This window comes from Pseudomonas sp. URIL14HWK12:I5 (assembly GCF_900176445.1).
Classification (GTDB): domain Bacteria; phylum Pseudomonadota; class Gammaproteobacteria; order Pseudomonadales; family Pseudomonadaceae; genus Aquipseudomonas; species Aquipseudomonas monteilii.
The window spans coordinates 514570-537310 of sequence record NZ_FWXQ01000002.1 but is presented as its reverse complement, the minus strand read 5'-3'; the positions used below and the strand labels follow the sequence as shown (position 1 = coordinate 537310).

Annotated in this window: 22 protein-coding genes; all 22 read right to left on the bottom strand. The window is 61.5% G+C overall.

The window, feature by feature from the left end; all coding sequences use genetic code 11:
• Window position 1: 1 nt before the first annotated feature.
• Window positions 2-487, bottom strand: a complete 486-nt coding sequence (locus tag B9A31_RS07095) for a hypothetical protein (protein ID WP_084296812.1) — start codon at window positions 485-487, stop codon at window positions 2-4.
• A gap of 10 nt (window positions 488-497) precedes the next feature.
• Entirely contained in the window at window positions 498-1229 is a 732-nt protein-coding gene (locus tag B9A31_RS07090; RefSeq protein WP_084296811.1) for a hypothetical protein, read from the bottom strand.
• A complete protein-coding gene (locus tag B9A31_RS07085; protein WP_256576181.1) occupies window positions 1229-1573 on the bottom strand; it encodes a hypothetical protein in 345 nt (114 codons plus the stop codon). The genes B9A31_RS07090 and B9A31_RS07085 overlap by 1 nt, the downstream gene beginning before the upstream one ends.
• A gap of 63 nt (window positions 1574-1636) precedes the next feature.
• A complete protein-coding gene (locus tag B9A31_RS27420) occupies window positions 1637-8818 on the bottom strand; it encodes a phage tail tip fiber protein (RefSeq protein ID WP_084296809.1) in 7182 nt (2393 codons plus the stop codon).
• Window positions 8815-9213: a DUF6950 family protein gene (locus tag B9A31_RS07075; RefSeq protein WP_084296808.1), complete on the bottom strand. Its 399-nt coding sequence runs from the start codon at window positions 9211-9213 to the stop codon at window positions 8815-8817. The genes B9A31_RS27420 and B9A31_RS07075 overlap by 4 nt, the downstream gene beginning before the upstream one ends.
• A 2-nt stretch (window positions 9214-9215) precedes the next feature.
• Window positions 9216-9818: a hypothetical protein gene (locus tag B9A31_RS07070; protein WP_084296807.1), complete on the bottom strand. Its 603-nt coding sequence runs from the start codon at window positions 9816-9818 to the stop codon at window positions 9216-9218.
• Window positions 9818-10402, bottom strand: a complete 585-nt coding sequence (locus B9A31_RS07065) for a hypothetical protein (RefSeq protein ID WP_084296806.1) — start codon at window positions 10400-10402, stop codon at window positions 9818-9820. The genes B9A31_RS07070 and B9A31_RS07065 overlap by 1 nt, the downstream gene beginning before the upstream one ends.
• A 44-nt stretch (window positions 10403-10446) precedes the next feature.
• Complete coding sequence (locus tag B9A31_RS07060) at window positions 10447-13638, bottom strand: phage tail tape measure protein (RefSeq protein ID WP_084296805.1); 3192 nt, start codon at window positions 13636-13638, stop codon at window positions 10447-10449.
• Between the two features lie 53 nt (window positions 13639-13691).
• Entirely contained in the window at window positions 13692-14027 is a 336-nt protein-coding gene (locus B9A31_RS07055; RefSeq protein ID WP_084296804.1) for a hypothetical protein, read from the bottom strand.
• 42 nt (window positions 14028-14069) lie between these two features.
• Entirely contained in the window at window positions 14070-14213 is a 144-nt protein-coding gene (locus tag B9A31_RS07050; RefSeq protein ID WP_371851085.1) for a hypothetical protein, read from the bottom strand.
• A 107-nt stretch (window positions 14214-14320) separates the two neighbouring features.
• On the bottom strand, window positions 14321-14650 hold the full coding sequence (locus B9A31_RS07045) for a hypothetical protein (RefSeq protein WP_084296802.1): 330 nt from the start codon (window positions 14648-14650) through the stop codon (window positions 14321-14323).
• 39 nt (window positions 14651-14689) lie between these two features.
• Window positions 14690-15190, bottom strand: coding sequence for a hypothetical protein (locus B9A31_RS07040; protein ID WP_084296801.1), 501 nt, complete (start codon window positions 15188-15190; stop codon window positions 14690-14692).
• Between the two features lie 56 nt (window positions 15191-15246).
• A complete protein-coding gene (locus B9A31_RS07035) occupies window positions 15247-15633 on the bottom strand; it encodes a DUF3168 domain-containing protein (protein ID WP_084296800.1) in 387 nt (128 codons plus the stop codon).
• Window positions 15626-16126: an HK97 gp10 family phage protein gene (locus B9A31_RS07030; protein ID WP_069942539.1), complete on the bottom strand. Its 501-nt coding sequence runs from the start codon at window positions 16124-16126 to the stop codon at window positions 15626-15628. Before B9A31_RS07030 ends, B9A31_RS07035 begins: the two co-directional genes overlap by 8 nt.
• 3 nt (window positions 16127-16129) lie before the next feature.
• Window positions 16130-16300, bottom strand: a complete 171-nt coding sequence (locus B9A31_RS27260; RefSeq protein ID WP_178092336.1) for a hypothetical protein — start codon at window positions 16298-16300, stop codon at window positions 16130-16132.
• Between the two features lie 8 nt (window positions 16301-16308).
• Window positions 16309-16635 (bottom strand): head-tail adaptor protein, encoded by a 327-nt coding sequence (locus B9A31_RS07025; protein WP_084296799.1) that lies wholly within the window; start codon window positions 16633-16635, stop codon window positions 16309-16311.
• Window positions 16632-16973, bottom strand: a complete 342-nt coding sequence (locus tag B9A31_RS07020; RefSeq protein WP_084296798.1) for a head-tail connector protein — start codon at window positions 16971-16973, stop codon at window positions 16632-16634. Before B9A31_RS07020 ends, B9A31_RS07025 begins: the two co-directional genes overlap by 4 nt.
• A gap of 4 nt (window positions 16974-16977) precedes the next feature.
• Window positions 16978-17505 carry a hypothetical protein gene (locus B9A31_RS26960; protein ID WP_143512016.1) on the bottom strand — a complete coding sequence of 176 codons (528 nt, stop codon included), beginning with the start codon at window positions 17503-17505 and terminating at the stop codon, window positions 16978-16980.
• 47 nt (window positions 17506-17552) lie between these two features.
• Window positions 17553-18734 carry a phage major capsid protein gene (locus B9A31_RS07010; RefSeq protein ID WP_084296796.1) on the bottom strand — a complete coding sequence of 394 codons (1182 nt, stop codon included), beginning with the start codon at window positions 18732-18734 and terminating at the stop codon, window positions 17553-17555.
• Between the two features lie 2 nt (window positions 18735-18736).
• Complete coding sequence (locus B9A31_RS07005; protein ID WP_060494734.1) at window positions 18737-19594, bottom strand: head maturation protease, ClpP-related; 858 nt, start codon at window positions 19592-19594, stop codon at window positions 18737-18739.
• 16 nt (window positions 19595-19610) lie between these two features.
• Window positions 19611-20852, bottom strand: a complete 1242-nt coding sequence (locus B9A31_RS07000; protein WP_263857501.1) for a phage portal protein — start codon at window positions 20850-20852, stop codon at window positions 19611-19613.
• 207 nt (window positions 20853-21059) lie between these two features.
• A complete protein-coding gene (locus tag B9A31_RS06995; RefSeq protein WP_084296795.1) occupies window positions 21060-22739 on the bottom strand; it encodes a terminase large subunit in 1680 nt (559 codons plus the stop codon).
• Between the last annotated feature and the right edge of the window lie 2 nt (window positions 22740-22741).

The window sequence follows — 22741 nt, the reverse complement described above, 5'->3', positions numbered from 1 at the left end:
CCTACTTCCAGAAGCCCGTACCCGTGATCACGACAGCGTTCTGTGCACGGCTAAGGCTGGAGATGAAATTGGCTTGGCTAGTGGTGCCCCAGTATGTCGGGGACGAGTTGTCATAGCCGGTACTCGGAGTGATCGAGGCAGAAATGCCGACATTAGTGCCGGCCATGAACGCGAATGGCCAAGGCACACTCTTCACAACGTTCGATGTATAGCCGGTAAACGCCACGACACAGATCAACAGGCCGCTGGCGAACTGGAAGTAGTAACCGTTGGAGTTCGAGCCAGCCCGCATCAAAGCGCCGGCTGCCGGGTCACCGATGATCGGTGCTGCTGCAGCGATACCTGCCGGAATTGCTCCGTTGGCGGGCGCCCCCAAGGCGCTGTAGAGCTCGTTGAAGTTGTTGATAGCCTTTAACCAGGCGCTTCGCCGGTCGTCCCCGCCTGCGCCAGTTGGCGCGGTCCCAAGGTTGATAGTTTGCTTGGCCATATTTTAGCCCTTAGTTGTAATAGCGCGATTCTGGAAATTTGCAGACAGCAACACCAAGCGTGGTGCCGGCAGTACCGTCGTAATACCAGTCACCACCGGCGGTCATCACTTGGCAATAGATATTCATGTTGGGCTTACCGCCCGCCAAGATATTCATTCCGGCAAACTGCGCTTTCTGAGCGAACCAATTGACCCCGCGATCAATGGCCGAGATACAGATAAAATCATCATCGTCAATTGTCACGTTGGGAGTGAATATAAATTGGTATGTATCAAAGAGCGTTTGCGTCCATGAGGTCGCAAACTTCCCGTATCGCACCGGTTTATCTTTGGTGGAAAACGCAATTTGCCCGCTGGCGTCCCGAATATTCATGCCGTAGCCCGACGTTTCGGCAGTGTCTGAAAACTTGCAGGCTACATACTCAATCAGGAAATTCTGTAGCGTGTTGCCACCGGAGGACGCCGAGTCGAGGCTAAAGCCTGTCCAGGCCCCCGGCCCGCCCTTGATGGTGGCGGAAAGCCCCAGGCTTGAGTGCAGACCGCTGACATGCCGGATAAACACCTGCGGCGGCTCCTGGGTGCGGATCGGCTTGATAAACACCGCCTCCCCGTAGCCCCCACGGTCGGTGTAGCGAGACGTAATGTTCAATGTTCCACGTTCGGAGAACACCAACACTTTACGCTCGCTGGTGATGATCACCGAGCCATAATTGTTTTTTGCAGAAAAGCCATAGCTGCTCATTAAATGGCCCTCACCGCTTCAACCACGCATTCGACGGTGTGCTCTACCCACTTATCTCGATAGTTACCTCCCACGTTGGTGGGTTGTCGAAAATTGACATAGGTATAAATCCCGATGAGTGTTCCACCTAAGTTTTTGTAAGTTGGCAAGTACCCCCACGTATCGGGGTAGCCGGGCTGTGCATACCCGGCATAAACCCTTGGGGTAATCATCACGAAACAAGTGGCAGGGTCATAGCCGGGCACATCCATGGGGATGTGGTCGCGTCTGACCCCATCCCCAAATGTACGCGCCCGTGCGGGTAGGATCATGGACGCCATTTTCTGCAGGGTGAAATCACCCATGCCAAAAACCTCAACACCGTTTGAGTTTGATACTCGGATTCCATATTGCGCCATGATTGTTCCTCAGCCGAGACGGCCAATCGCCGTGCGTTCAACGCCGTTGGCGTCGTAGACATAGAAGCCGCCGTTATTCAGCAGAGTTGAACCGGATGCATCCTGCCCGCGCAGGATGAATGTTCCCGCAGCAAAGTTGATTTCAAGCAGTGGTAGGCCCTGGGCATTGAGCGCGGCAGATCGAATGGTCATACCAGCAACAATCTCCTGAATGAAAGCCCTGTTGATTACCGCCTGGTTGATGAAAACCTGCCCACCTTCGACCACGAACGGCAGGATCGTCTGGCCATTCAGGTTGTCGATAATCGCCAGTCGTTGGGCCATTAGCAGGATCTCGCCCTCCTCCCCATTGCTGCCGATCGCGATGCCCGAGACGACCTTGCGGCCGCCCTGGTTCGTTTCGACCTTCAGCGTGGTTTGAGCCGACACCCTGCCGTTGATGTCAGCCATGACCTCGCTGACCTGCTGGACCGAGGCATTGGTCTGCCCTACCTGCGCCTGAACCGTGTCGACTTGCCGTCCGATGGCAATACCGTCCTCGATCCGGGCCGATTGCTCCGTCCAGACACCCACCAGCCCCCCTGTTGCGCCGGCCAGGCCGGTGCTGTCGCCTTCCATTTCCGGGTTCACCTGGACATACAGCCCGTCCAGGCGGCTGGCCTGCGCGGTGATCGCGGTACCCTGCTGCTTGACCGTGGTGTCCATCTGGCTGATGGCCGTTGCCTGGGCACTGTTCACACCTTCGGCATCGGTCATGCGGTTGGTTAGGCTCAGCAGCGATTGCCCTTGGCTGGTAAGCGTTGTGCCTTGCTGCGTCACCGTGGTGCCCAGGGTGCTGATCGCTTCGCCGTTGGCCGCATCCGCTGCGGTTACCCGGCGGGCAACGATGTTGCACCACAGTGCCCGCCCCGTTCCGTCTGCCGGCTGTATCCGCGTAACAAAGCGTGCCGACACAGCCGCCGCCGGTGCGGTCAGCCGTCCCGAGAAGGTCTGGAAGCCGCCGCCCGCCGAAAACGTGAAGGCATTGAAGTAGCCTAGGCTGGCGTCCGTCTTGTCGAAGAACTGCAGCTGGAAGTTACCGGTCTGTCCTGCCGTCATATACGCGCGGTACACGTCCGCCGACATGTCGATCTGCTCTCCGCCCGAGACAATGATCCGCCCCGTACCGCAGAAGCTGTTGGCATAGAAAGCGATCGCCCTGCCGGCGGACGGGTGCGCCGTCAGTCCGGCAATCCCAGGGTTACCCGTCCATGGGTCGACCAAGCCATCTTCAAACGTCCCGCGCAGCACCAAGTTGTCCGGCTGCTGGCTCAGGGAAGCCTTCAGCTGTGTCAGCGAGTTGCCTTGGCTTGTAATCGTGCTGCCTTGACTGGTGACCGTCGACTGCAGGGTCTGCAGCGCTGACGCATCCGCTTTGGAGGCCAGTTGTGTCAGCGCCGACTGGGCAGCGGCTGCCGCGTCGGTGGCCACCTTGTCGGTCACCGCTACCCACGCCGAACCGTTCCATCGCTTCGGGGTGTTGGCTGCACCGGTCGTGTCGATCCACAGGTTCTCCGCTTGCCGATCAGCAGCGGCCGGCGTAGCGGTCTGGTACAGCACTTTGCCCTTGCTGCCCGCCAAGTCAGCGGCCGCTTGTGCCGCCTGCTGGGCAGTGCTGACGTTGCCGTTGGTGGTTTGCAGGCTGTTGCCCAGGCTTGTTACCGCTGCGCTGTTCGAGGACAAACCGGCCTCGGTCTGCGTCACCCGCACATCCAGTGCCTGGTTGGCCGCCGCCAGCACGCCAGTTGCCCGCGCCGACGGCCCCGCCACGAATGGCGAGGGGACATTGCTCTCGCCTACCCGCTTCTCCACCATGATCGAGTCCACCACCATCGAGGCACTGGCCGCAGCGTGGCGGTTCGGGTAGATAAGCAGGCCGACTTTAGAGCTGGCCGTGATCGTGAGGACGAAAGTCAGGCGTTGACGATCGGTGGTGTAGTTCAGCGTGGCCGAGCGTGAGGTGGTGCCGTCGTACAGGTTGGCCATGATCTGGCCGGCTGCGTCACCCTTGACGTACATCGACACCAGGTAGGTGCCCGCCTCCACTCGCATGTTGAACCCGGCCGCGTTGTTCGACGGCGCCAGGGTCACATAGGCGAAGATGTTGTTCGCCTCGGTGGTCACCAGGCGCAGGCCGAACCCGGAGTCGGCTTCCGGCACCGCCACGCCAGTGCGGGTAAGCAGCTGACCGCTGAGTGCCGGTAGCATGCTCAAGGCCAGCCAGCTGTACTCGCTACCGAGCAAGTTGGCACCGTTCCCGCCCAGATTGCCGATCGAGGCCTGCAACCCGGTGAGAGCATTCCCTTGGCTGGTCAGCGTATTGCCCTGACTGGTCACGGTGTTGCTCAACGTCTGCAGCGCAGCGGCCTCAGCCTTGGTGGCCACCTGCGCCAAGGCGCTGGCTGCTGCTGCGGCTGCGTCCGTTGCCGCCTTGTCCGTCACGGCTACCCAGGCCGATCCCGTCCAGCGCTTGGGTGTATTCGCCCCTCCCGTGGTGTCGATCCAAAGATTCTGCGCCAGGCGTTTGTCCGTGGCCGGCGCCGAGGTACCGTAAATCACCTCACCCTTGGCGCCAGCCTTGTCCAAAGCTGCCTGGGCAGCCTGCTGCGCCGTCGTCACGTTGCCGTTGGTGGTCTGCAGACCGCTGTTCAGCTGGGTGATGCTTGCGCCCTGGCTACTCAGGGTGTTGCCCTGGCTGGTGACCGTGTTGCTCAGGGTTTGCAGCGCCGAGGCGTCCGCTTTCCCTTGGGCAACTGTCTGCAGGTCGTTGTTCAGCTGGGTCAGGGCCTGGCCATGGCTGGTCAGTGTGGTGCCCTGCTGGGTGACCGTGGTGGTTAGGTTGGTAACAGCCTCTGCATTGGCTGCATCAGCCGCCGTCACCCGGCGCGCCAGGATGTTGCACCACAGGGAGCGGCCGGTACCGTCTGCCGGCTCAGTACGGGTCACGAACCGAGCCGAGACCGCTCCCTCTGGCGCGGTGATGCGGCCGGTGGAGGTTTTGAAGCCGCCAGTCCCAGCCGGCACCGTGAACGCGGTGAAGTATCCGAGGTTGTTGTTGGCCTTGTCGTAGAACTGCATCTGCAAGCGGGTGGTCTGCCCCGCCGTCATGTAGTTCGGCCAGATATCAGCCGCCAGGTCGAACTGCTCGCCGCCCTTGGTTAGGACGTTGAAGCCCACACCGCAGAAGCTGTTGCCGTAGAACGCGATGCCTTTGCCGGCCGACGGGTGCGCCGAGATGTTGTTGATCACCGGGTCAGCCGTCCAAGGCTCGACCAGGCCATCCTCGAAGCTACCGCGGAGGATCAGGTTGTCAGGTTGCTGGCCGATCGAAGCCTTGAGCTGGGTGAGCGCCGCCCCTTGACTGGTCAGGGTGGTGCCTTGGCTGGTCACGGTCGAGTTCAGCGCCTGTAGCGCCGAGGCATCGGCCTTGTTGGCTACCTGCGCCAGCGCACTGGCCGCCGCCGCAGCGGCATCGGTCGCCACCTTGTCGGTGACGGCCACCCAAGCAGTGCCGTTCCAGCGTTTCGGCGTGTTGGCGTTGCCGGTGGTGTCGATCCACAGGTTCTCGGCCTGCCGGTCAGCCACCGCCGGCGTCGCCGATTGATACAGCACCTTGCCCTTGCTCCCGGCCAGACTGGCCGCAGCCTGGGCCGCCTGCTGAGCCGTGGCGACGTTGCCGTTGGTGGTCTGCAGGCTGTTGGTGAGCTCGGTGATGCTGCTGCCCTGGCTCGACAGCGTGTTGCCCTGGTTGGTCACCGTGGTGCTGAGCGCCTGTAGCGCCGAAGCATCGGCCTTGCCGGCCAGCTGTGACAGTGCCGACTGTGCAGCCGCGACGGCATCCGTGGCCACCTTGTCTGTCACAGCCACCCAGGCAGTACCGTTCCACCGTTTCGGGGTGTTGGCGTTGCCGGTGGTATCGATCCACAGGTTCTGCGCCAGGCGGTCAGCCACGGCCGGCGCAGTCGCCTGCACCAGCACCTTGCCTTTGCCACCCGCCAGCGTGGCAGCGTCCTGAGCGGCCTGCTGGGCAGCGGTGACGTTCTGGTTGGTGGTGGTCAGGCTGCTGCCCAAGGCGGTGACGGCCGAGGCGTTCGCCTCATCACCACTGATCCGGGCGGTTCGCTCGTCCACGACCGAGGCGACCGATGCCGACGGTGCGATCTGGCCGACGGCAATCCAGTCGATTTCGAACACATCGCCGGCCGCCGAGCTGAGCCACAGGTAGAACCTGGTGATCGTATTGTCCGACCAGTCGCTGCCGCCATTGGTCAGCTGCGACATATCCCACTCGAGTACCACGGTCTGGCCAACCGCCAGCCCCGGGTTTGGGATGATCTTGTTGTACGAGGTCGACGACCCATGGCTGGCCGTGACATAGGACACCTGACCATTCCAGCCTGAACCTGCGCGCCGGGTGATGCGGCAGCGAATGCGGTCATGGTCACGGCCTTTGAGCGACACAACCGGTGAATTGAGGTACGAAGCGCCGGCGTCGTCATTGGTGACGATCAAGCGGCCGTTCTCAATGGTTAGCGTGCAGCGTGTACCGGTCCAGCCCTCGACGGTCGAAGCGAAACCGAAGTTTAGTGCCGAGTCAAAGCCACCGGACTCGGCGCGCAGGGTTGCGATCTGCGAGGCCAGGGCGGCATCGGCACTGGTCCGCGCCGTGGTCTCGTTGCTGATCGCGGCGGCGTTCGAGGCGGTACCGGCCGCCACAGTGTCGATACGCTGACCCAGCGCATTATCCGCGTTGGTGCGCGCCGTGATTTCAGACTGGATGGCCGAAGCGTTGTTGCCAGTCGATGCGGTGACCGTATCAATGCGCTGGCCCAGCGCGCCGTCAGCCGACTGCCTGGCCTGGGCTTCGCTGGTGATAGCCGCACCGCGAGCCTGAGCCTCGGACAGTAGGCCCTGAGCGCGGGCGGCAGATTCATCGCTGATCGCCTTAGTGCGCGCCTGGGTTTCGACGGCGATCGCCTGGTTGCGGTCAACCACCTCGGTGGCAATGGCCTGGTTCCGGGCCGTCGTTTCAGCGGCGATGGCCTGGCCACGGGCCGTAGCCTCGGCGGCTATGGCTTGGCCACGAGCACTCGCCTCCGCAGCAAGGCGCTGGGCCACGGAGCCGGCCAAAGTCGGCGGGCCAGAAATCAGCGAAATCTCTTGGCGCAGCGCGGGCGCCAGCTGGCCCCCCTCGATCTTGTCCTTGAGCGCATCGAGCATGGTCTTCACATCGGTCGACGTGGAGGCCACCACCTTCAGGAAGGCGCTGACGCCGTAGGCGTTCTTGGAGCGAATGAAGTAGGCATAGTTGGTCGCAAACGCGAGGCCGGTGTGGCTCAGCGTCAGGCCCTGCCCCAGGTATTCACCCTGGGTGGCCTGCGGGTTGGTCGAATAGAAATACTCGTAGGTACCGCCGTTCAGACCGTGCAGCGTGTTGCTCGGATACAGCGTGATGGTATCGATGGTGGCCTGCACCACGCACGCCTCCGGCACTGGCGGGCCATCGATGTTCACCGTGATGCTGGCTTCGCCTGAGCGGGTCAGCGGCCCCAAAGCGGCCACGCTCATGGTGTAGTTGCCGGACGGCAGGCCAGAGAGCGGCAGCTTGAGCGTGGTGGCCGGCACCTGCTGCGCCTGCACGGCCGCCGTGCCCTGACGCACCGTGATGGCGTAACCAGTGACCACCCCGTAAGGGGCGACCCACGCCAAGGTGCCTTGGACTACCTCAGCATTGTCTTCGGTCGACCAGGTGAGCCCGGTAGGGCTGCCAAGGCCGCCGGTTGGCAGACTGATGAAGCCGATCGGGTTGTATGGCTGACCTACAGCGTCATCGAAGATCGCCGGCTCGTTCTGTGCCACCGACACGTTGCAGCCGCTGTCGGGGCTCATCGACCAGTCGGTGACGATGAATTCGCCGACGATGTTCAGCGACGGCAGGTTGACCTTGACCGAGCGGCCTGGTCGGCAGTTGTAGCCCATGAAGTTCATGGGGATCGACAAGGTCCCGCCTGCGCGCCGCCGGCGCAGTTCGATGTTGGCCAGGCGCTGGGCCTGGTACGGATTGCTGACGTAGGAGAACGACAAGGTTTCTGCCGCCTCGCCACCGTCGTCCACCACCCACTGGCTGACCGAAACCTCGGGGTAGTCGGTCTCGGCCCAGGCCTGCGACGGGTCCACGAAGGTGCCGCGCACGGTGTTGGTCGCTGAGTCGTTGGTCGGCTCGGTGCTACCGGTGACGGTACCGATAACCATGTCCTCAGTGATCTCGAAGTCGTATGGGCCGTAGTAGGCGCCAACCTGCAGCATCCAGCGGCCGCCAACACGGATCAGCTTGCCGCCACACGCGGCTTCGAGCTTCTGCATCACCTGGGTGCGCGACTCGTCGGCGCCGATGACGCAGCCCGAACGATACCGCGCCGAGGTGCTGCCGTCCGCGTTGGACAGCATCTCGTCGCACACGCTCGCGCTGTTGGCGAAGCTGGAAAACACGATCTCATCATCAGGCACCCCGCAGCGATTGCGCAGGAACCAGAGGATATGCAGCGCGGTGTTTTCGCTGTAGCCGGTAGTGCGAGTCCGTGGGTCGTAGATATCCCGCCGTCCGCGCAGCACGAACCGTACATCCGGGATGCCGGAGGGGTACTTCTCGGCACTGTACCTGAACGACAGCCGCACGAAGGACAGGCCACGGCCGATCTGGGTGTCGCGCCAATCCGGGCTGTTGGCCTTGAGAAAGGCATTCACCTGGGTCGGATTGGTGACCAGCTCGTAGCTGGCGTGCTCGCCGTAGGTCTGGACAACCTCCTCGCCCAGGAAGATTTCTTCCAGCCCGTCGATCTCGCCTTCTGACAGCACATAGACCATGTGCAGCCACTCGCCATCGGTCTGGTCGCCTGCCTGCTCCTGACCCCAAGCCAGAACGCCACCGGTGCTGACACGGCCCAGCACGTACCGGGCAGCGGCCTTGGAAGAGCGCAGAGTCTGGCTGGAGGGCTCACCCGAACGCAGCGAGCCGGTGTCGAGCTTGTCCTGTTGCGAGGCGACATAGAACGCCATCGCCGCGCCAGCGACCGCCCCCCATGGGCCGCCCTGGATAAAGCCGATGGCTGCGCCGATGGCGACCTGGGCAACCTTCTTGACTGCTGAACTCATTCAACTCTCCACACCGTCAACGGCTCGCACTCGATCCGCCCGACACCGTCGGGGGACACAGACCAGAACTCATCTGCCCAGAACACCGCTACACCCCGCCCATTGGGGCCGTCGTACAGGGCAATGTCGCCCCGCTGGATCAGGCCAGGCTGGACTCGGGCAAAGCGGGCATCCCAAGCACCCTCCAACGAGCCGTGCAGCTTCTTCAGCAGGCGCTTGGCGCCAGCCTCAGATGAGTACCGCCCTCGGTAGGCCTCGGCAGGATCGACATCGCACACTGCTAGGGCGCAGTCGGCGGCGAACAGGCAGCAGTCAAATTCGCCCCATGAAAAAGGCCGCTCGGTGGCGGCCTTGATCGTGTTGGCAAGCTGTGTCGTCCAATCGCGCTTTCGCATGGCTATGTCTCGTAGGTGAACTTCGGAGCATCCTTGGAGGCGCCCCAATAAATAGGCCAGTCGGCAATCTGCGCGATGGCGAAGAAGAAGCGGTCATCCTGCCGGCGCGCCCGGTGGTTCTCATCGGTCCAGCGCTCGGTACCGGTTCTGTTCCACTCCGCCATGCGGTCGATGAGCGGGACCGTGATGCTGTTGCCCGCCTCGCCGTTGCCCGCGTAGGAGAACTTGGCGGCATCCATGCGGCCGCTGAACAAGATGTCTGCGGCATAGGTGCCGTCCTTGTCGAACACGACAAACATCAGCTTGCCATTGCGTCCACGGCAGCCCTTGATCGACGTTTCGGTGATGATCTGGGTGTCCAGGCCGTTGAGGGTTAGCTCAACAGACATAGGCGACCCCGAGTTGCTGCTCTCCTGCGACTGGCCAACCGACCCGAAGCTGCCAACACCCTGGTAAGTGATGCCGTCGATCACCAGATCACCGGTACCGGTGTGCGCGAAGACCATGCCATCGGGGAAGTCCAACTGGCAGGCATAGACCGCCATGAAGTTGCCCTGGGCGATGATGTCGACGACTGTCTGGCTAAATGGAAAAACGCCAGCCATCAGAATGCCTCTCGAAATTGCAGGGTCGAGTTCGAGACCACCGGCTGGGTGGTCCATTCATTGGTGTCGTCCATGCGCCGCATCTCGCAATAGGGGTTTCTGTACTCGACCACACTGCCGGCCGGGATCACCTTGCGGATGCGCTTGTTCACCGAGACCAGGGCCTTGCCGGTGGCGTCAGACGTGGCCCGCTCGACGACTTCGAACATTTCACCCATGATGGTGATGAGATCGCCCCGGCTGAACACCGGTCGGCTGGCCAGCATGCCCTGCAACTGCATGACGCTTGACTGAGCGTTGGCGACAGCCACGGTCGGTGCGCCGATGTTGTCTGTACGCACCCGGGTCAGGTACGGAATGTTCACCGTGCCGAACATGCCCTGCAGTCGGCCCAGCAGCGATGTCAGTTCGCGCTCGTCTTCGTCGTACAGAACACCGAAGGTCATGGTGCATTTCCAGTAGGCGCCTGGCTGAGCCGCGATCTGCTGGGCATTTGACAGCGAGGAAGTGAACCCCCGGTTGTTGTAGACGACACCCCAGGTGACCTCAGTGGGCTCCAAGTCCTCGGGCCATTCCTCCGCCATTGGTCACTCCCAAAAGAAAGCCCGCCGAAGCGGGCCAAGAATAGTTACCGCCGCTGCAGCATCTGCCGCCCGGCGCCGTTGGTCTTGAAGTCTCGCAGCATGAGCTCGTAACCATCGCGTGCACCCTGCTCTGCAGCGCGTCGAACATCGGCGATAGTGGCGGCATTAGCCTGACCGCCTACCTGGATGTGCTGGGTGATACCGCCAAAAGAGATTGAGGCTGCACCACCGTCACCTCCAGCGCCGGCGGCCATGACACCAAGCGAACCATCCGGCCCCCGGTGGAGCGGAAGAATTGCTTCTGGCCCGGCTTCAGCGAAAATCCCCGCTCCCTTGGCGAATGCGAACATTTGCGGACTGTCATACACCCCGCCGGAAAAGGCAGACAGGCTCGGAGAGTCGTACACGCCACCCTTGGCATTGGGAATGACTTCACTGAATCCGGTCATGGTTCCTTGGCCTAGCGCCGAGCTGCCGCCGCTGAGGAAGCTAAACGCCGAACCAAGGAAACCCGCAGCAGCCTGACGCACCTGGATGCGGATCAGGTCTTCGATGATTGCGTCCGCGAAGTCCTTGAACGACGCCTTACCGGTCTTGATGAACTGGACAATGCCATCCTCAAGGTTGTTGAACGCGTTGGTGAACAGCTCCTCGGTCTGGCCGGCAACATCGGCAGCGCTGTCGAGGTAGTTCTCGAAGGCTGCCGAGGCGCCATTACTCCAGTCCGCCTGGGCGGCATCGATCTTGATGAAAGTGTCCTCCTGAACCTGCACTAGCTTCGCGCCGTACTCCTGCCTCAAGGCGATCTGCTTTTCGAGCTCCTGCCGCTGCTTCTCGTTCGAAGCGGTGGCCAACTCATCGCGCAGGGCCAGGATCTTGTTGTTGTTCTCCTGCTCAAGCGCCAGGCGAGACTGAGCACGACTTGCCCGCTTGTCTCCCATTCCAACCGCTGCAGCGGCAGCGTCGCCCTGCTGCTGGGCGATCGCCAACTGACGCTCAAGATCGGCCTGGTACTTCATCGCCCGCGACAGGCCGGTCGAGGCCTGCACCGCACTATTGAATTGCTCGGCGAGCGCACCAACAGCTTTGCCGTACTCTTCGGTGGTGATTTTCTTCTGCGCCAGCAGTAGATCAAGGTTCTTGGTCTGCTTCTGAAACTCATCGGACGCAGCGCCTACCGGGTCGTAAGCCTTTTTCAACTGCTGATAAGCGGTCTCTGCTTCCTTCAGTTGCTGATTCAGCTTCGTCTGCGCAGAGGTGGCGTCTTTCGTTTCCTGCTTGGCGCCTTGGTTGGCCTTCTTCTGTGCCTCGATCGCGCTAGCTGCCGAAAGGATCGCCTGGCGGTCGGTCTCGGTGAGATCGGCGTTCTCGGCGATGTAGCGGTTGGCGATCTTCATCGCGTCGCCATTGTCCTGCAGGCCGGCCAGTTGCTTCTGCAGCGTTTCCAAATACGTCTGGCCCGCCGAACTCATACCGACCTTGGCGGCATTATTCGCCTGGGTGGCCGAAGTGTTAGCTTCGGTGACACCGGTGAGAACTCGCAGGGTTTCCGCGATCAGGCTCGACCGCTGATCGGCGTCGCTGACGGCTCCAGCCTGGGTGATCCACTGCTGCACCGTGCTGGCCGGCAGTTGCAGCCGTGTCGCTACCTCCTGCAACACGGGCGATAAACCCTGTCCAGACGCACGCGCCTCATTGAGGCGGTCAATCAGGCCTTGGTATTCAGCCAACTGCCGGTTGTACTGGCCGCCAGAGTCGCGCGCCGGAGCCGTTACCACAGCCGACCGGATGGACTGGGTTAGGTTGCCATAGGCGTCTTTGACCTTGTCGGCGGCATTGACCTGTTCTTGCTGCCACTTCACCAGCGAGGCTTCGCGCTGGTCCTTGTTGAGCTTGGCGAACTCTTCTCGCAGCTGAGCAACCGGCTTGTGCAGGTCGTCTAGGCTGACGCCCGCTTGGTCGGCGTTGTCGCTGAGTAACAGGAAGCTGGCCGCTGCGGTACCGGCGAGCAGTGCCAATCCCATCGGGCCGCCGAGTGCCGACAGCAAACCACCGGTGGCGGCGCGTGTCAGGTTGGCCTGGGCAATGGTCAGCGCCTCGGTGGAAGCCGTGAGCGCCGCCTGTTTTGGCAAGAGCTGAGTCTGAACCAGATTGAGCCGTTGCAGGCCTGTCGCGGCAGCTACCGAAGCCTCCGCCTGCTGTACCTGCGCCTGGGCATAAATGCGCTGTGCTTCAGCGCCTCGCAGTGCTGCCTGGGCGTTCTGGACCTCAGCGATACGCTGGGCCAGGGCGGCCTTCAGCGCCATGCCAGCCTTGGCGACATAGAGGGTAAGAGCCGCAGCGCCCACCCCCCCCATGGCAACCGCCACCAGATCAACGTTGTCGGCCAGGGCGATCAGCACGCTCGACAGGCCCGCGACTGCGCCGGTCCGCTCCTCCATGCCACCCAGAAAGGTCTGAGTGGCGTTGCTGATGTTCACCATCGCGTCCTGCACGCTGGTGGACATGTCAGCCGCAGCCTTGCGGTTGACCTCCACGGTGCGCAGTAAGCCGGTGTTGATGTCATCGAGCGACAGCTTGCCCTGGACACCGAGCTTGCGGATCTCTTCGGCACTCTTGTCGGTGGCGGTAGCGATCGCGGTGACGATGGTCGGCATGGCGTCCTGAATGGACACCCACCCATCGGCCTCAACCTTGCCGGTCTGCAGCGCCTTGGAATAGGCATCCAGCGCGGAGCTGGCCTTGTCGGCGGCCGCGGCGTTTGTCACCAGCAGAAAGCTGAAGCTGTCGGTAATGTCCAGCGTCTGCTGGGTGTTGAAGCCCAGGCTGCGCATGACGTCTGCAGTGCGGATGTACAACTCTTGCGCTTCAGCCAGTGGCCGGTAGGTTTCCTGAGCAGTGCGAAGCAAGTGCTCCTGCACGCTCTGGTACTCACCAGCGCTGCCAGCGGCGGCCTTCATGCGATCGGACATCTGCCCATAAGCATCGACCTGCTGAATGATGCCGCCAATCAGCCCAGCGCCAGCAACCGCAGCGAAGGCTCCACGCATTAGCGCGCCAGCGCTATCAGCCGCTGCACCCGCTCTGTCAAAAGCCGAATCGACAGTGGCCAAGTTGCGGTCAATCGCCTGTGTGCTGCGCGCCACCATCTGGTCAGCACTGGCCAACTCGCGGCGAAGCTGGGCGGTGGTCGCCTCGATCTGAACGAGCATCCCCTGGACTTGTTGGTCTGCCATGCTTTTCTCCGGGCAATAAAAAACCCGCCGAAGCGGGTGGTAAAACGGGAAAACTAACGACAGTGCCTCGACCAGGCTGTCTCAAAATCGCGTGGGCTCATGCGGCCATCATTTTCGAAAACTACCATTTCCTTGGTTGCTGCGATAAATCTCCTGAAACCAACGTAGCCCCCAAACGAATTCTTGGAATTCACCTCGCCACAAAGCCCGTGCTGATTACGAAACTCAGCGCTGCCTGGATCTTTTAAGACTCCGCCCACAAATTCTCTAGCAACGCGCTGGTTTCTTATCTCAGCCATTGCGGCTGCACTTTCTGCCTTCTTCGCATCCGATTGCCCGCATGCTGCCAGCAGCAGAAAAGCAGGAAGCATCAGTATCATTTTCTGCATTGGTCATTCCCTCGCACTCGAACAGGGAAGACTAACAAAACGCTAATTGGCCCGTCTTCCCGTCAGCGCCTGCCGCAGCTTATCCGCCACATTAGAGGCCTTCGGCTTGCCCTGCTGGCCCGAGGCCTTACCGCTGCCGAACGGGTTGGTCATCTGCGCCCACTCAATCCTGGCATCCATCGCCATGAACAGCTCAGGGAGCGGCGTAGACCAGGCCACATCAGGCGCCCAGCCCAGCCAGCCGGTGGCGATCCCATACAGCCGGTCGACGTAGCTGCCGTCTTCGACAGCGCTTACACCGTCCCGGCTTGATCGTTTCCCGGGTCACCGCCTCGCGGATTGTAGAGAGCTCCAAGGTACCTGGTGACTGACGGTGTCAGCCCGGCTACGCCTTCCTGCCAGACCTTCTCGGGCAGCGTTTCAGCAGCCTTCCCTTCCAGGCCAGCGCCGGCGGCAATGATGAAGGCCACCGCATCCACGCCTACTGCATGCAGGGCTCCAGAGGCGCCGCGCAGGCCTCCAAAGCGGCTCTCGATTGCGCGAACGGCCTTGAGGGTGGGCTGGAGTGTGAACTCTTCGTCACCCAGTTTCACGGTGACAGTACCGTGCAGCGTATTGTTCATGGATCAGGTCCTGTGTCGCCGGGGCCGAAGCCCCGGGTGTTATGGGGTGACCGGTGCCGGCAGCAACTCGAGGATGTCCGAGTTGATGCCGATGGTAATGTTGCGACGGACCACATTGTCAGCAGCGCCAGGCGCCACGGTGTTGTTCATCACCTTCCCGCGCATGTAGAACGTGGTCGGGCTGATCGCCGGGGAGGCATCCGGGTCGCCGTCGTTGAGGGTGATTTTGATGTTGTAATCGCCCTTGCTGCGATCCTTGTGCGCAGTTTTGACGGCATTCTGGCCAGCATCGCCGTTGTCCAGGCCTACGGTCAGCGTCAGGTCGCCAGCGTCGGCAGTGCCCTTGTACTTTCGCACGCGGCCGTTTTTCAGCGACGTGAAGTTCACGCTGCTGAAGGTATCGCCGAACTCACCCAGGTCCTCGATCTCGCCCACTTCAACGTAGGTGTCGGCCTTGTACTTGGTTTCGGTGTCTGCGCCGGTCTTGCCGCCGATGAAGAAGCGGCAGCCGGCGGCTGTGTTGAGGTTGTCGTCGGCCATGAGGGTTCCTCCAAAGGCACATTGGATAAAAGCCGCGGCGCGGCCCAGTCGGTGATTCAGTGGGTGGTGATCACGCGGACAGTGATCGAGCCCTGGTAAGTGATGCCATCCGCATCGCGCTGTGCGTCGGCCTGCTCTACTCGCACGGAAACGGCACGCCCCACCTCCAGTGGGAGGCGGCGCTCGTCCAAGGCAGCGATGACCTCGCCGTTGATGCGCTTGACCTCGGCTTGGCCCACGGCATCGGACCAGACCGACAGGTACACCAGCCGGTTTTCGCGCTTACGGCCCGAGATCGGGCTGCTGTTGACTGATATCTCCCGGTCGATCGAGACGTACGGCATCTCTGCGTTCAGCGGCGCGCCATCGTAGATCGGGCAGCTGACCTCGGCCTGAAGCCTGGCAAACATGGCCTCCTGCAGAGCCAATGAAGGATCAGCCATTTCCTACTCCCTGGCTTGCCTTTCGCAGCGTTCGGCGCACTGCAGCTTCGATGTCTGCCATAACGTACTCCCGGTTGACCTGCATCGACGGCCGGAGCCACGGGTGGGCAGGCCTGGCAGGCATGGCGGGATACTTGCCAAAGAAGTGCGTGCCGTCGCTCTTGTTAGAGGCCTTCCGATTGCGGTTGCCAGCGCGCTTTCCTCCAAGGTAACCCTTGGTCCCGTACTCGATGAACCGCAGGTAGAAGAACCGCCGGTTGTCTCGCTTGCCGCGGATCCCGATCTGGGCGTCCAGGCCACTGGGCGAGACGTACACCCTCAGCGCTGCGGCGGCCGCACCGGTGTCCTTGGGCATCAACTGCCGCTGGGTTTCCAATATGCGGTTTGCCGCCTCCAGCATCGCCGGCTGCAGCTCGTTGTCCATCGTCCGGTGGATGTTGCGAAGCGTGCGGCGTAGCCGGATATCGCCGCGAATGCTTGACCGGCGGGCCACGGCTTACTCCTTGGCCTGGTCGGCCTTCGCCGGCTTGGCGGTCTTCTCTTCCACCGCCTCGGCGTAGCCGCGAGCAATCAGCCCCTCGCCGTACTCCTTGGCGACTTCGAACTCTTCGCCTTTCTCACGATCGCCAGACGCACCCGTCAGCGGGCCCAATGCTCGAATTTTCATGGTTCACCTCATGGATTCGGTACTGATGAGCAGAGCAGCCTCATCAGGGTGTTCTCGTTGTCCGGCAAAATTGCCTCGACCTGGTAAGTGACCCCGCGGCGCGTCAGACGCGACCCGGCAAAGATGTCTGATCGCGGCCTGCCGATGATTTCGGCCGTGACAACAGCGCTCAGCTTTTCAGCAACTGCCGTTACTCGCCCAGAAGGGGTGCGGACTTCGCCCCACATTTCAGGGCGGGCTGCAGGAAGCCATGTCACTGTGGCTCCCCCGGACTTATTGCGCTCTTCATGTCGGTGGGTCACCTCGAACCGATGACGTAGCGGCCCGGCTCTCATACCCCCCACCCGACACGGTGCGGGGTCAGGAGCGCGACCGAACCTTTCGGCAATTCGGTGGCAATAGTCCCGATCACAACGTCCTCACGGTTGGCGTAAAGGTGGCCGAGGATCAGCAAGCATGCGGCCTGGATCTGCTTGTTGCTGAGCATGGGAGACTCGCCAGCATCACCGGCGGCGACAGCATCATCCAGCTCCTGCTGATCGACATAGACGCGGCGGTTCAGATAGTCCATCGCCTGCCCTTCAGCCGCCTCGATCAGGAGCTCCAGGTACTCGTCATCATCGTCAGGGTCTCGCAGGTGATGACGGGCTGTGGTCAAACTGATCACCGGCATGTCTTCACTCCTTCAGCGGTTCGAGCGATGCCAACTTTCGCTGCACAAGCTCCTCCGCGTGCCTGCGTGGCACCACATAGGCTGGACCGCCCCGGCGGCGCAGCTCGCCCTCATCCATGTAGGATCGCATCGGGTAGATCTGAAGAGTCACTGGATTTGGGTTAGCTGCAACCAGATCCCCTGCAGCTGGCTGGTCGGTATCGTCGCCAGCCTCGATCACCGTCGGCCCGCTCTGGCCATCACCTACCGATGCCCCTGCTTCCGTAGCGGGAGCTCCGGCACTGGCGCCCAGGTCCCCTGCGGCGACGCCCAATCCGCCCCCCGATTCTTCCGGTGCTTCTGGCGGTGTCTGCTCTGCGCCCGAGACTGAATCAGTTGCGGGAGCGCCCGCCTCGCCAGGATTTGGCGAGGCGGCTTCACCAGGCGAGAGGGACAACGCTCCATCTTGAGGCTGGCTGCCGCTCGACTCAGTGGTCGAGGCAGTATCCTTCGGCTCAACCGTGGACTCTGGTTTTTCCTGTTTACGTGCCATGGAAATACTCCTGAGGGGCGCCATTCCTGACGCCCCAGCGCAAGGAATTAAGGAGTGATCAGCGGACCAGTAACGAACGCTTCATCGCGGTAGATGGCGAAGGCCAGGCGCTCTTCAGCACGAATCGTTGCCATATTCTTCTCGAAGTCATCGCTGTTCTCTGTCGAGATCAGCACTTCGATTTCCATGCGGTCGAAGATCTGGGCGCCGAGTTTGAACGCACCTACGAGGAAGTCGTTCTGGGTCATGGCCTGGGTAGAGACCACGGGGCGATTCCAGAGCTTCGCGTTGGTGCCTTCCTGGGGCTGGCCGATGATGTAGCGGCCTTCACCGTCCTTGGTCAGCTCAATGGCCGCCCAGTCGATCGGGTTGAGCACGATGCCGTCGGATGGAAACTCGGCCAGTTCGGCCTGCAGCAGCGCCAGACGCAGGCGGTCAATACGCTGCTCACCCACTACGGCTACGCCAGCCGGTGCCGCGTACAATTGTGCAACGGTCATGAGGCCCTGCAGGTTCACCCCGGTGCCGTTGCCATAGAGCAACTGCGCTTCTTCTGCCATGGTGAGACCGTAGCGTGCACGACCATCGATATAGCTCTGCAGCGCCTTAGCGTCGTCCAGCATCTGGCGGCTGGCTTTAAACAAATGGGCGATGGTCCGCACGTTCGCCGTGGCCAGGCCGAAGGTCAGGTCGGAGTACGGTTTGGCAGTGCTCTCCGCCACAGTGCGGGCGTTGTTGACGAAGCCGGTTTCACGGACGTACTCGATGGAGTTTGATTCGGTTGTACCTGGCGCGACCAGGTCGCGGACGGTCAGTCGGCGCTGAGGCGGGGCAATGATCCCCGGCAAGCGCTCAGTCTGTACCAGGTCACCGCCGGTTGCGGTGGTGATGGCCGCGCGCGGCACGGAGACACGGCGGGAGCCACGGAAGGACGAGTTCATGTCCTTCATTTCTTCGCTTTCGATTACGAGAGCGCCTACCGACTTCTGTGGCTCTTCCTGACGACCCCGATCGCGGCTTGCATTCACCAGTTTCTGCTCTGCCTCGCCCAGGCGCGCTTGAAGCTCACCCTGCTTGGTCAGCAGTTCATCGACCTTGGCGCGGGTTTCGGTATTCATTTCACCGGAAGCCTTGAGTTGCTTCTCGGTCGCCTCGGCCTGGCTTTTGATCTGATCGCCAATGCCCTTGAGGCTGGCGTTGAGTTCCTTGACTTGGGCTTCAAAGTCCATGGTCACTTTCCTTTCAGAGAATTGAGGAGATTGGTTGCCGCGCTCAGAGAGGCGGAGAGGTCTGGCGCGACAGCGCTAGGCTTGTCGGGCGGGGCAGCGTTATGCGTACCCCCGCCGGCAGCGCGAGGCATGCCGGACTTAAAATTGGCGAACAGTTCGCGGCGCTCAGAACGAGGCATTCCAGCCTTCGCCAATGCGACGTCCATGGCCTTGAGCGCATTGCTCTGCGTCGACTCTTCGGTCTCGCGCTCGGTGATCTCGGTTGACGACAGGACGCCGGTAGCCAGGCCCAGTTCCACAGCTCGCTTGCCACGGATGAAGGTCTCGTCATCCATCAGTTCGGCCATGTCGTCGACAGCTTGGCCGCTGGTTTCGGCATAGAGGTCGGCCATCGCGGCATCGAACTCCTGCATGTCATCAGCCACATCGCGCAGGTAATGACGGTTGCCCGCGAGGAACGTCCAGCAGTTGTGGATCATCAGGAAGGCGCTGCTGGCCACCTGCCGGTCGCTTCCGGCCAAGTAGATGATCGATGCGGCGCTGGCAGCCATGCCAAGCACCTTGGTGGTGACCTTGTGGCTGTGTTCTTTCAGACGGTTGTAGATGGCGATGCCTTCGAACATGTCACCGCCAGGCGAGTTGATGTAGACGGTTACATCCCGCTCACCGATGGCCCGCAGAGCGGCATCGATTCGTTTTAGCGTGACTCCCTCGCCGTACCAGTCTTCACCAATCACCCCGTACACCGTGATGGTGTCCGAGGTGTTTTCAACGGCCGCCTGGATCGCGGGATTCCATTTGTCGAGCGCGCGCGGGCTCATCTCGCTGCGCAGGCCGCGAGACTGGATCTTGTGCTTCATGGATTACTCCCGTGATTTACTTTTCCGGCTGTTGGAGCCAGTTCATCAGAGCGGCCCTTGCGGCCTGGCTATCGTTTTGCTTGCCCAACTGGTCAAGTGGCACCAGGTTGGATTGCACGGTCAGTACATCGCCACCCGGCATGCTCGGAAGGTTTTCTTTCCGCCGACCCTCGTTTCGGGTCATGTAGCCGTTCTGCCCCATCGTGCTGAGATAGGCTGCACGGCCGGCGCTGTCCGCACGCAGGAACGCTTCAAGTGAGTACTCGGCGTAGAACTTGATCCGGTCAACCGCCGTCATGCACCACTTGTTCACGCACTGCTCGATCGGCGCCGTGAAGGACATGATGCAGTACGTGAGAAACGCGATCTGTTGTTGCTCCAGGCCGGTGCCCCAGTTACTGCCCTTGTCGGTCTTCATCACCATCCAGGGGGGAACGCCGAACCATCGGCAAATTTCCTCGACGCTGTGTCCTCTCGACTCCAGCAGCTGTGCATCGGCAGGATTGATACCGATCATCTCCGGCTTCACGCCCTGCTCAAGCACTGGGCTCTTGCCTGCGTTCAATGCTCCGGAGATTGTCTTAACGTACTCACGAAACTCGACGCGCTGAGCGGGGTTTAGCGTCTTGTCGACCGAAAAAGCGACTGTGGGCATCATGCCGTTGCGGAACGTACTGTTGGCGGCATCATCTGCAGACATCGCAGAACCGAACACATCCGCGCCGTACCGAATAGCAGAAAGGCCGACTCGGCCATCCAGGGTGAATGCTGGGATGTGCAACATGTCCTGCCGCTGGATCTCTCGGCGGGCTCCCTTTCGGGGCCTAAAGAAATACCTGAGTCGTCCATCGTCGTCGAACTCAAGGTCGACTCTCGACGGCATCAGGAAGTCCAGGGCGATGACGCGCCCGGCAGAGCGATGGATCTCGCAGTAGGCGTTGCCCCACAGCAGCATCGAGGCGACGACGGCCTGCCAGAAATGGAAGGCAGCCATGTCTTCGTTGGGGCTGTTGTGCACCACATCGTACAACGGGAAGTCGCGGGCGCTCTCTCGGCTACCATCGGGCATCCGCCGGTAGATGCTCAATGGCAAGCCGGCTACAGAAGTCGAGATGATACGGACGCATGCCCACACGGTAGACAGGCGCATGGCCTTGTCGACGCTGACTGACTTACCACTACTGGACTGGGCACCGTTAAAGGCACTCCAGAAACCTCCGTCCGACAGCTTGATAGTCTTGCCCAGCCATTCACTCATACTGGCTGATGGCTTGGTGGCAGCAGCGCCCAATGCCTGGGATAGGGTTTTAATCACTGACAAGCCCTCTGCGGATGAAGCCGGCGATGCAGAAGAAGCTCAGTGATCCCGCCAACAAAGCCCAGCCGGTACCAGCCAACAGCCAGACCCCGCTGCATGCCAAGCAGAAAGCGACCACTGCGCAGGCGATGAAAATATGAAATGCGTTCATGCGATCAGTGGGTCCCGAATACCAGCCATGAAGTTGTCCATTCCCCCGCGTCCTTCTGGATTGAGGCTGAGCAGTGAAACGGCGTTGAATGTGGCCATCAATGGGTCAATCTTGGCGGTGCCCGAGGCCTGCTTGTTGATCAGGAAGGCGTTGGCCGACGGCACGCCTTTGGCGTTACCGCATGACCAGGCCATAAGCGGCTGACCGCAATGCAGCAGGGTGCCTTCCGCGAGCTTTCTCTCTGTCGTCTTGATTGCACCAGTCAGCTTCCAGCCCTGTGAAATACCGACGATCTTGTCTTCCTCGACTCCCGCGTCAGCCAAGGCATCGAGAACAGAGCCAATGCCAGCGGGGTCGAGCCCAACCTTGTCCAACAGACCACTCTCATTGATGTGGGCCACTATGGCTGCGAACTGCTCAACGTCGTCGCCGATCCTTTTCACGATGGTCAGATCACCAGCTGACTCAAGGTCTTTCAGTCGGGGGGCTTCCGACTTGCGCCGTTCAAGCACTGAAGGGTGGGCCCAGGCATGAGCCCAGTGGAACCACCTACGCGACCCGGTCTCCCGCCCTAGGACTGCTAGGCCAAGTAAATCGTCAAGGCCGCCCCCGTCACCGCCAACATCGATCACCTCACACCGCTTCAGTATTTCGTCCAGGCTGAGCCAAGTAGCGCCTTGCGGTTCCCAGAATTCAGCGCCGACCCAAGCGTCGGACATCAAAGCAAGACCGATCTCGATATTCAGGTGCTTGGCCAGGAAGCCGCGTAGCTCTGCTTCTCCATCGATCTCCGCCTGCATGAACAGGCGCTCAAGCGTCGGGCGGTCGACCGAGAACCCCATGTTGGGGTTCACCAGGTGGAAGTTCTCCGGCCTGCGGGCTGCACCGCTGTCGATCATCTCCTTCGAGAATTCGTAGATGATCGGCAAGAAGCGATTGTCGTTGATGCGGCCATCGCGCACGCCGCGCGCATAGTTCAGCTTCGACCGGAACACACCAGCCGGCGGCTCGTTCGATTGCGTGGTCAGCCAGATGACGAAGCCTTCTGGCCTGGATAGCAGGCCACCCGTGGCCTCTCGAATCATGTCAGCCGCTTTCGGGTTCTTGCCGAACAGCCAGGCCTCATCGATCAGCACGCCAACGGCCTTCTTGCCACCCACCACGTCACTGTCGGCGGCGACCACCTTCAGCGTGGCGCCGGTCTCACGGTGAGTGATCAACCGAAGATGTGGCTGCACATGCAGCAGGTCCTTCAGCTCGTCGTCGTTGTTGACCATGTCCTTCGCCGGCACGAAGGCGTTGTCGGCAATCTCTTTGGTCGGGGCGAGGATGATGAACTCGGCTGACATGCGCCAATTGCGGACCAGGGCCGTCAGCATGATCGCGGCGGCGATAGTCGACTTGCTGTTCTTCTTCGGGATGCAAAGCATGAACTCCCGAATGAGGCGTTCACCGGTCTCGCTGTTGTAACTGCCGAATACAGCCCCTGCGAAAGCCAGCACCCATGGGGCGCAAGCGCTTTCAATAGTCGGGCTGCCCGGGGCATCGACAATGCGAAGCCCCTTGAACACCTCCAGGCTCTCTTCTGCCTCCAGTGGGAACAGCGGTTCAGGGATGATGGATTCGCCGGCAGCCAGACGCCGCCACCAATCAGGGCAGGCCGTGGTCCAAAGCATGC

Bases quoted from the DNA above. Each gene is read 5' to 3' on its own strand.
- B9A31_RS07055 (WP_084296804.1), bottom strand. From the start codon at position 14,027: ATGCAGAAAATGATACTGATGCTTCCTGCTTTTCTGCTGCTGGCAGCA.
- B9A31_RS07050 (WP_371851085.1), bottom strand. From the start codon at position 14,213: ATGGCGATGGATGCCAGGATTGAGTGGGCGCAGATGACCAACCCGTTC.
- B9A31_RS07000 (WP_263857501.1), bottom strand. From the start codon at position 20,852: ATGAGTGAATGGCTGGGCAAGACTATCAAGCTGTCGGACGGAGGTTTC.
- B9A31_RS07045 (WP_084296802.1), bottom strand. From the start codon at position 14,650: ATGAACAATACGCTGCACGGTACTGTCACCGTGAAACTGGGTGACGAA.
- B9A31_RS07085 (WP_256576181.1), bottom strand. From the start codon at position 1,573: ATGGGTGATTTCACCCTGCAGAAAATGGCGTCCATGATCCTACCCGCA.
- B9A31_RS07075 (WP_084296808.1), bottom strand. From the start codon at position 9,213: ATGCGAAAGCGCGATTGGACGACACAGCTTGCCAACACGATCAAGGCC.
- B9A31_RS07060 (WP_084296805.1), bottom strand. From the start codon at position 13,638: ATGGCAGACCAACAAGTCCAGGGGATGCTCGTTCAGATCGAGGCGACC.
- B9A31_RS07065 (WP_084296806.1), bottom strand. From the start codon at position 10,402: ATGGCGGAGGAATGGCCCGAGGACTTGGAGCCCACTGAGGTCACCTGG.
- B9A31_RS06995 (WP_084296795.1), bottom strand. From the start codon at position 22,739: ATGCTTTGGACCACGGCCTGCCCTGATTGGTGGCGGCGTCTGGCTGCC.
- B9A31_RS07035 (WP_084296800.1), bottom strand. From the start codon at position 15,633: ATGGCTGATCCTTCATTGGCTCTGCAGGAGGCCATGTTTGCCAGGCTT.
- B9A31_RS07070 (WP_084296807.1), bottom strand. From the start codon at position 9,818: ATGGCTGGCGTTTTTCCATTTAGCCAGACAGTCGTCGACATCATCGCC.
- B9A31_RS07010 (WP_084296796.1), bottom strand. From the start codon at position 18,734: ATGGACTTTGAAGCCCAAGTCAAGGAACTCAACGCCAGCCTCAAGGGC.
- B9A31_RS27420 (WP_084296809.1), bottom strand. From the start codon at position 8,818: ATGAGTTCAGCAGTCAAGAAGGTTGCCCAGGTCGCCATCGGCGCAGCC.
- B9A31_RS26960 (WP_143512016.1), bottom strand. From the start codon at position 17,505: ATGGCACGTAAACAGGAAAAACCAGAGTCCACGGTTGAGCCGAAGGAT.
- B9A31_RS27260 (WP_178092336.1), bottom strand. From the start codon at position 16,300: ATGAAAATTCGAGCATTGGGCCCGCTGACGGGTGCGTCTGGCGATCGT.
- B9A31_RS07020 (WP_084296798.1), bottom strand. From the start codon at position 16,973: ATGCCGGTGATCAGTTTGACCACAGCCCGTCATCACCTGCGAGACCCT.
- B9A31_RS07095 (WP_084296812.1), bottom strand. From the start codon at position 487: ATGGCCAAGCAAACTATCAACCTTGGGACCGCGCCAACTGGCGCAGGC.
- B9A31_RS07005 (WP_060494734.1), bottom strand. From the start codon at position 19,594: ATGAAGCACAAGATCCAGTCTCGCGGCCTGCGCAGCGAGATGAGCCCG.
- B9A31_RS07090 (WP_084296811.1), bottom strand. From the start codon at position 1,229: ATGAGCAGCTATGGCTTTTCTGCAAAAAACAATTATGGCTCGGTGATC.
- B9A31_RS07040 (WP_084296801.1), bottom strand. From the start codon at position 15,190: ATGGCCGACGACAACCTCAACACAGCCGCCGGCTGCCGCTTCTTCATC.
- B9A31_RS07025 (WP_084296799.1), bottom strand. From the start codon at position 16,635: ATGAGAGCCGGGCCGCTACGTCATCGGTTCGAGGTGACCCACCGACAT.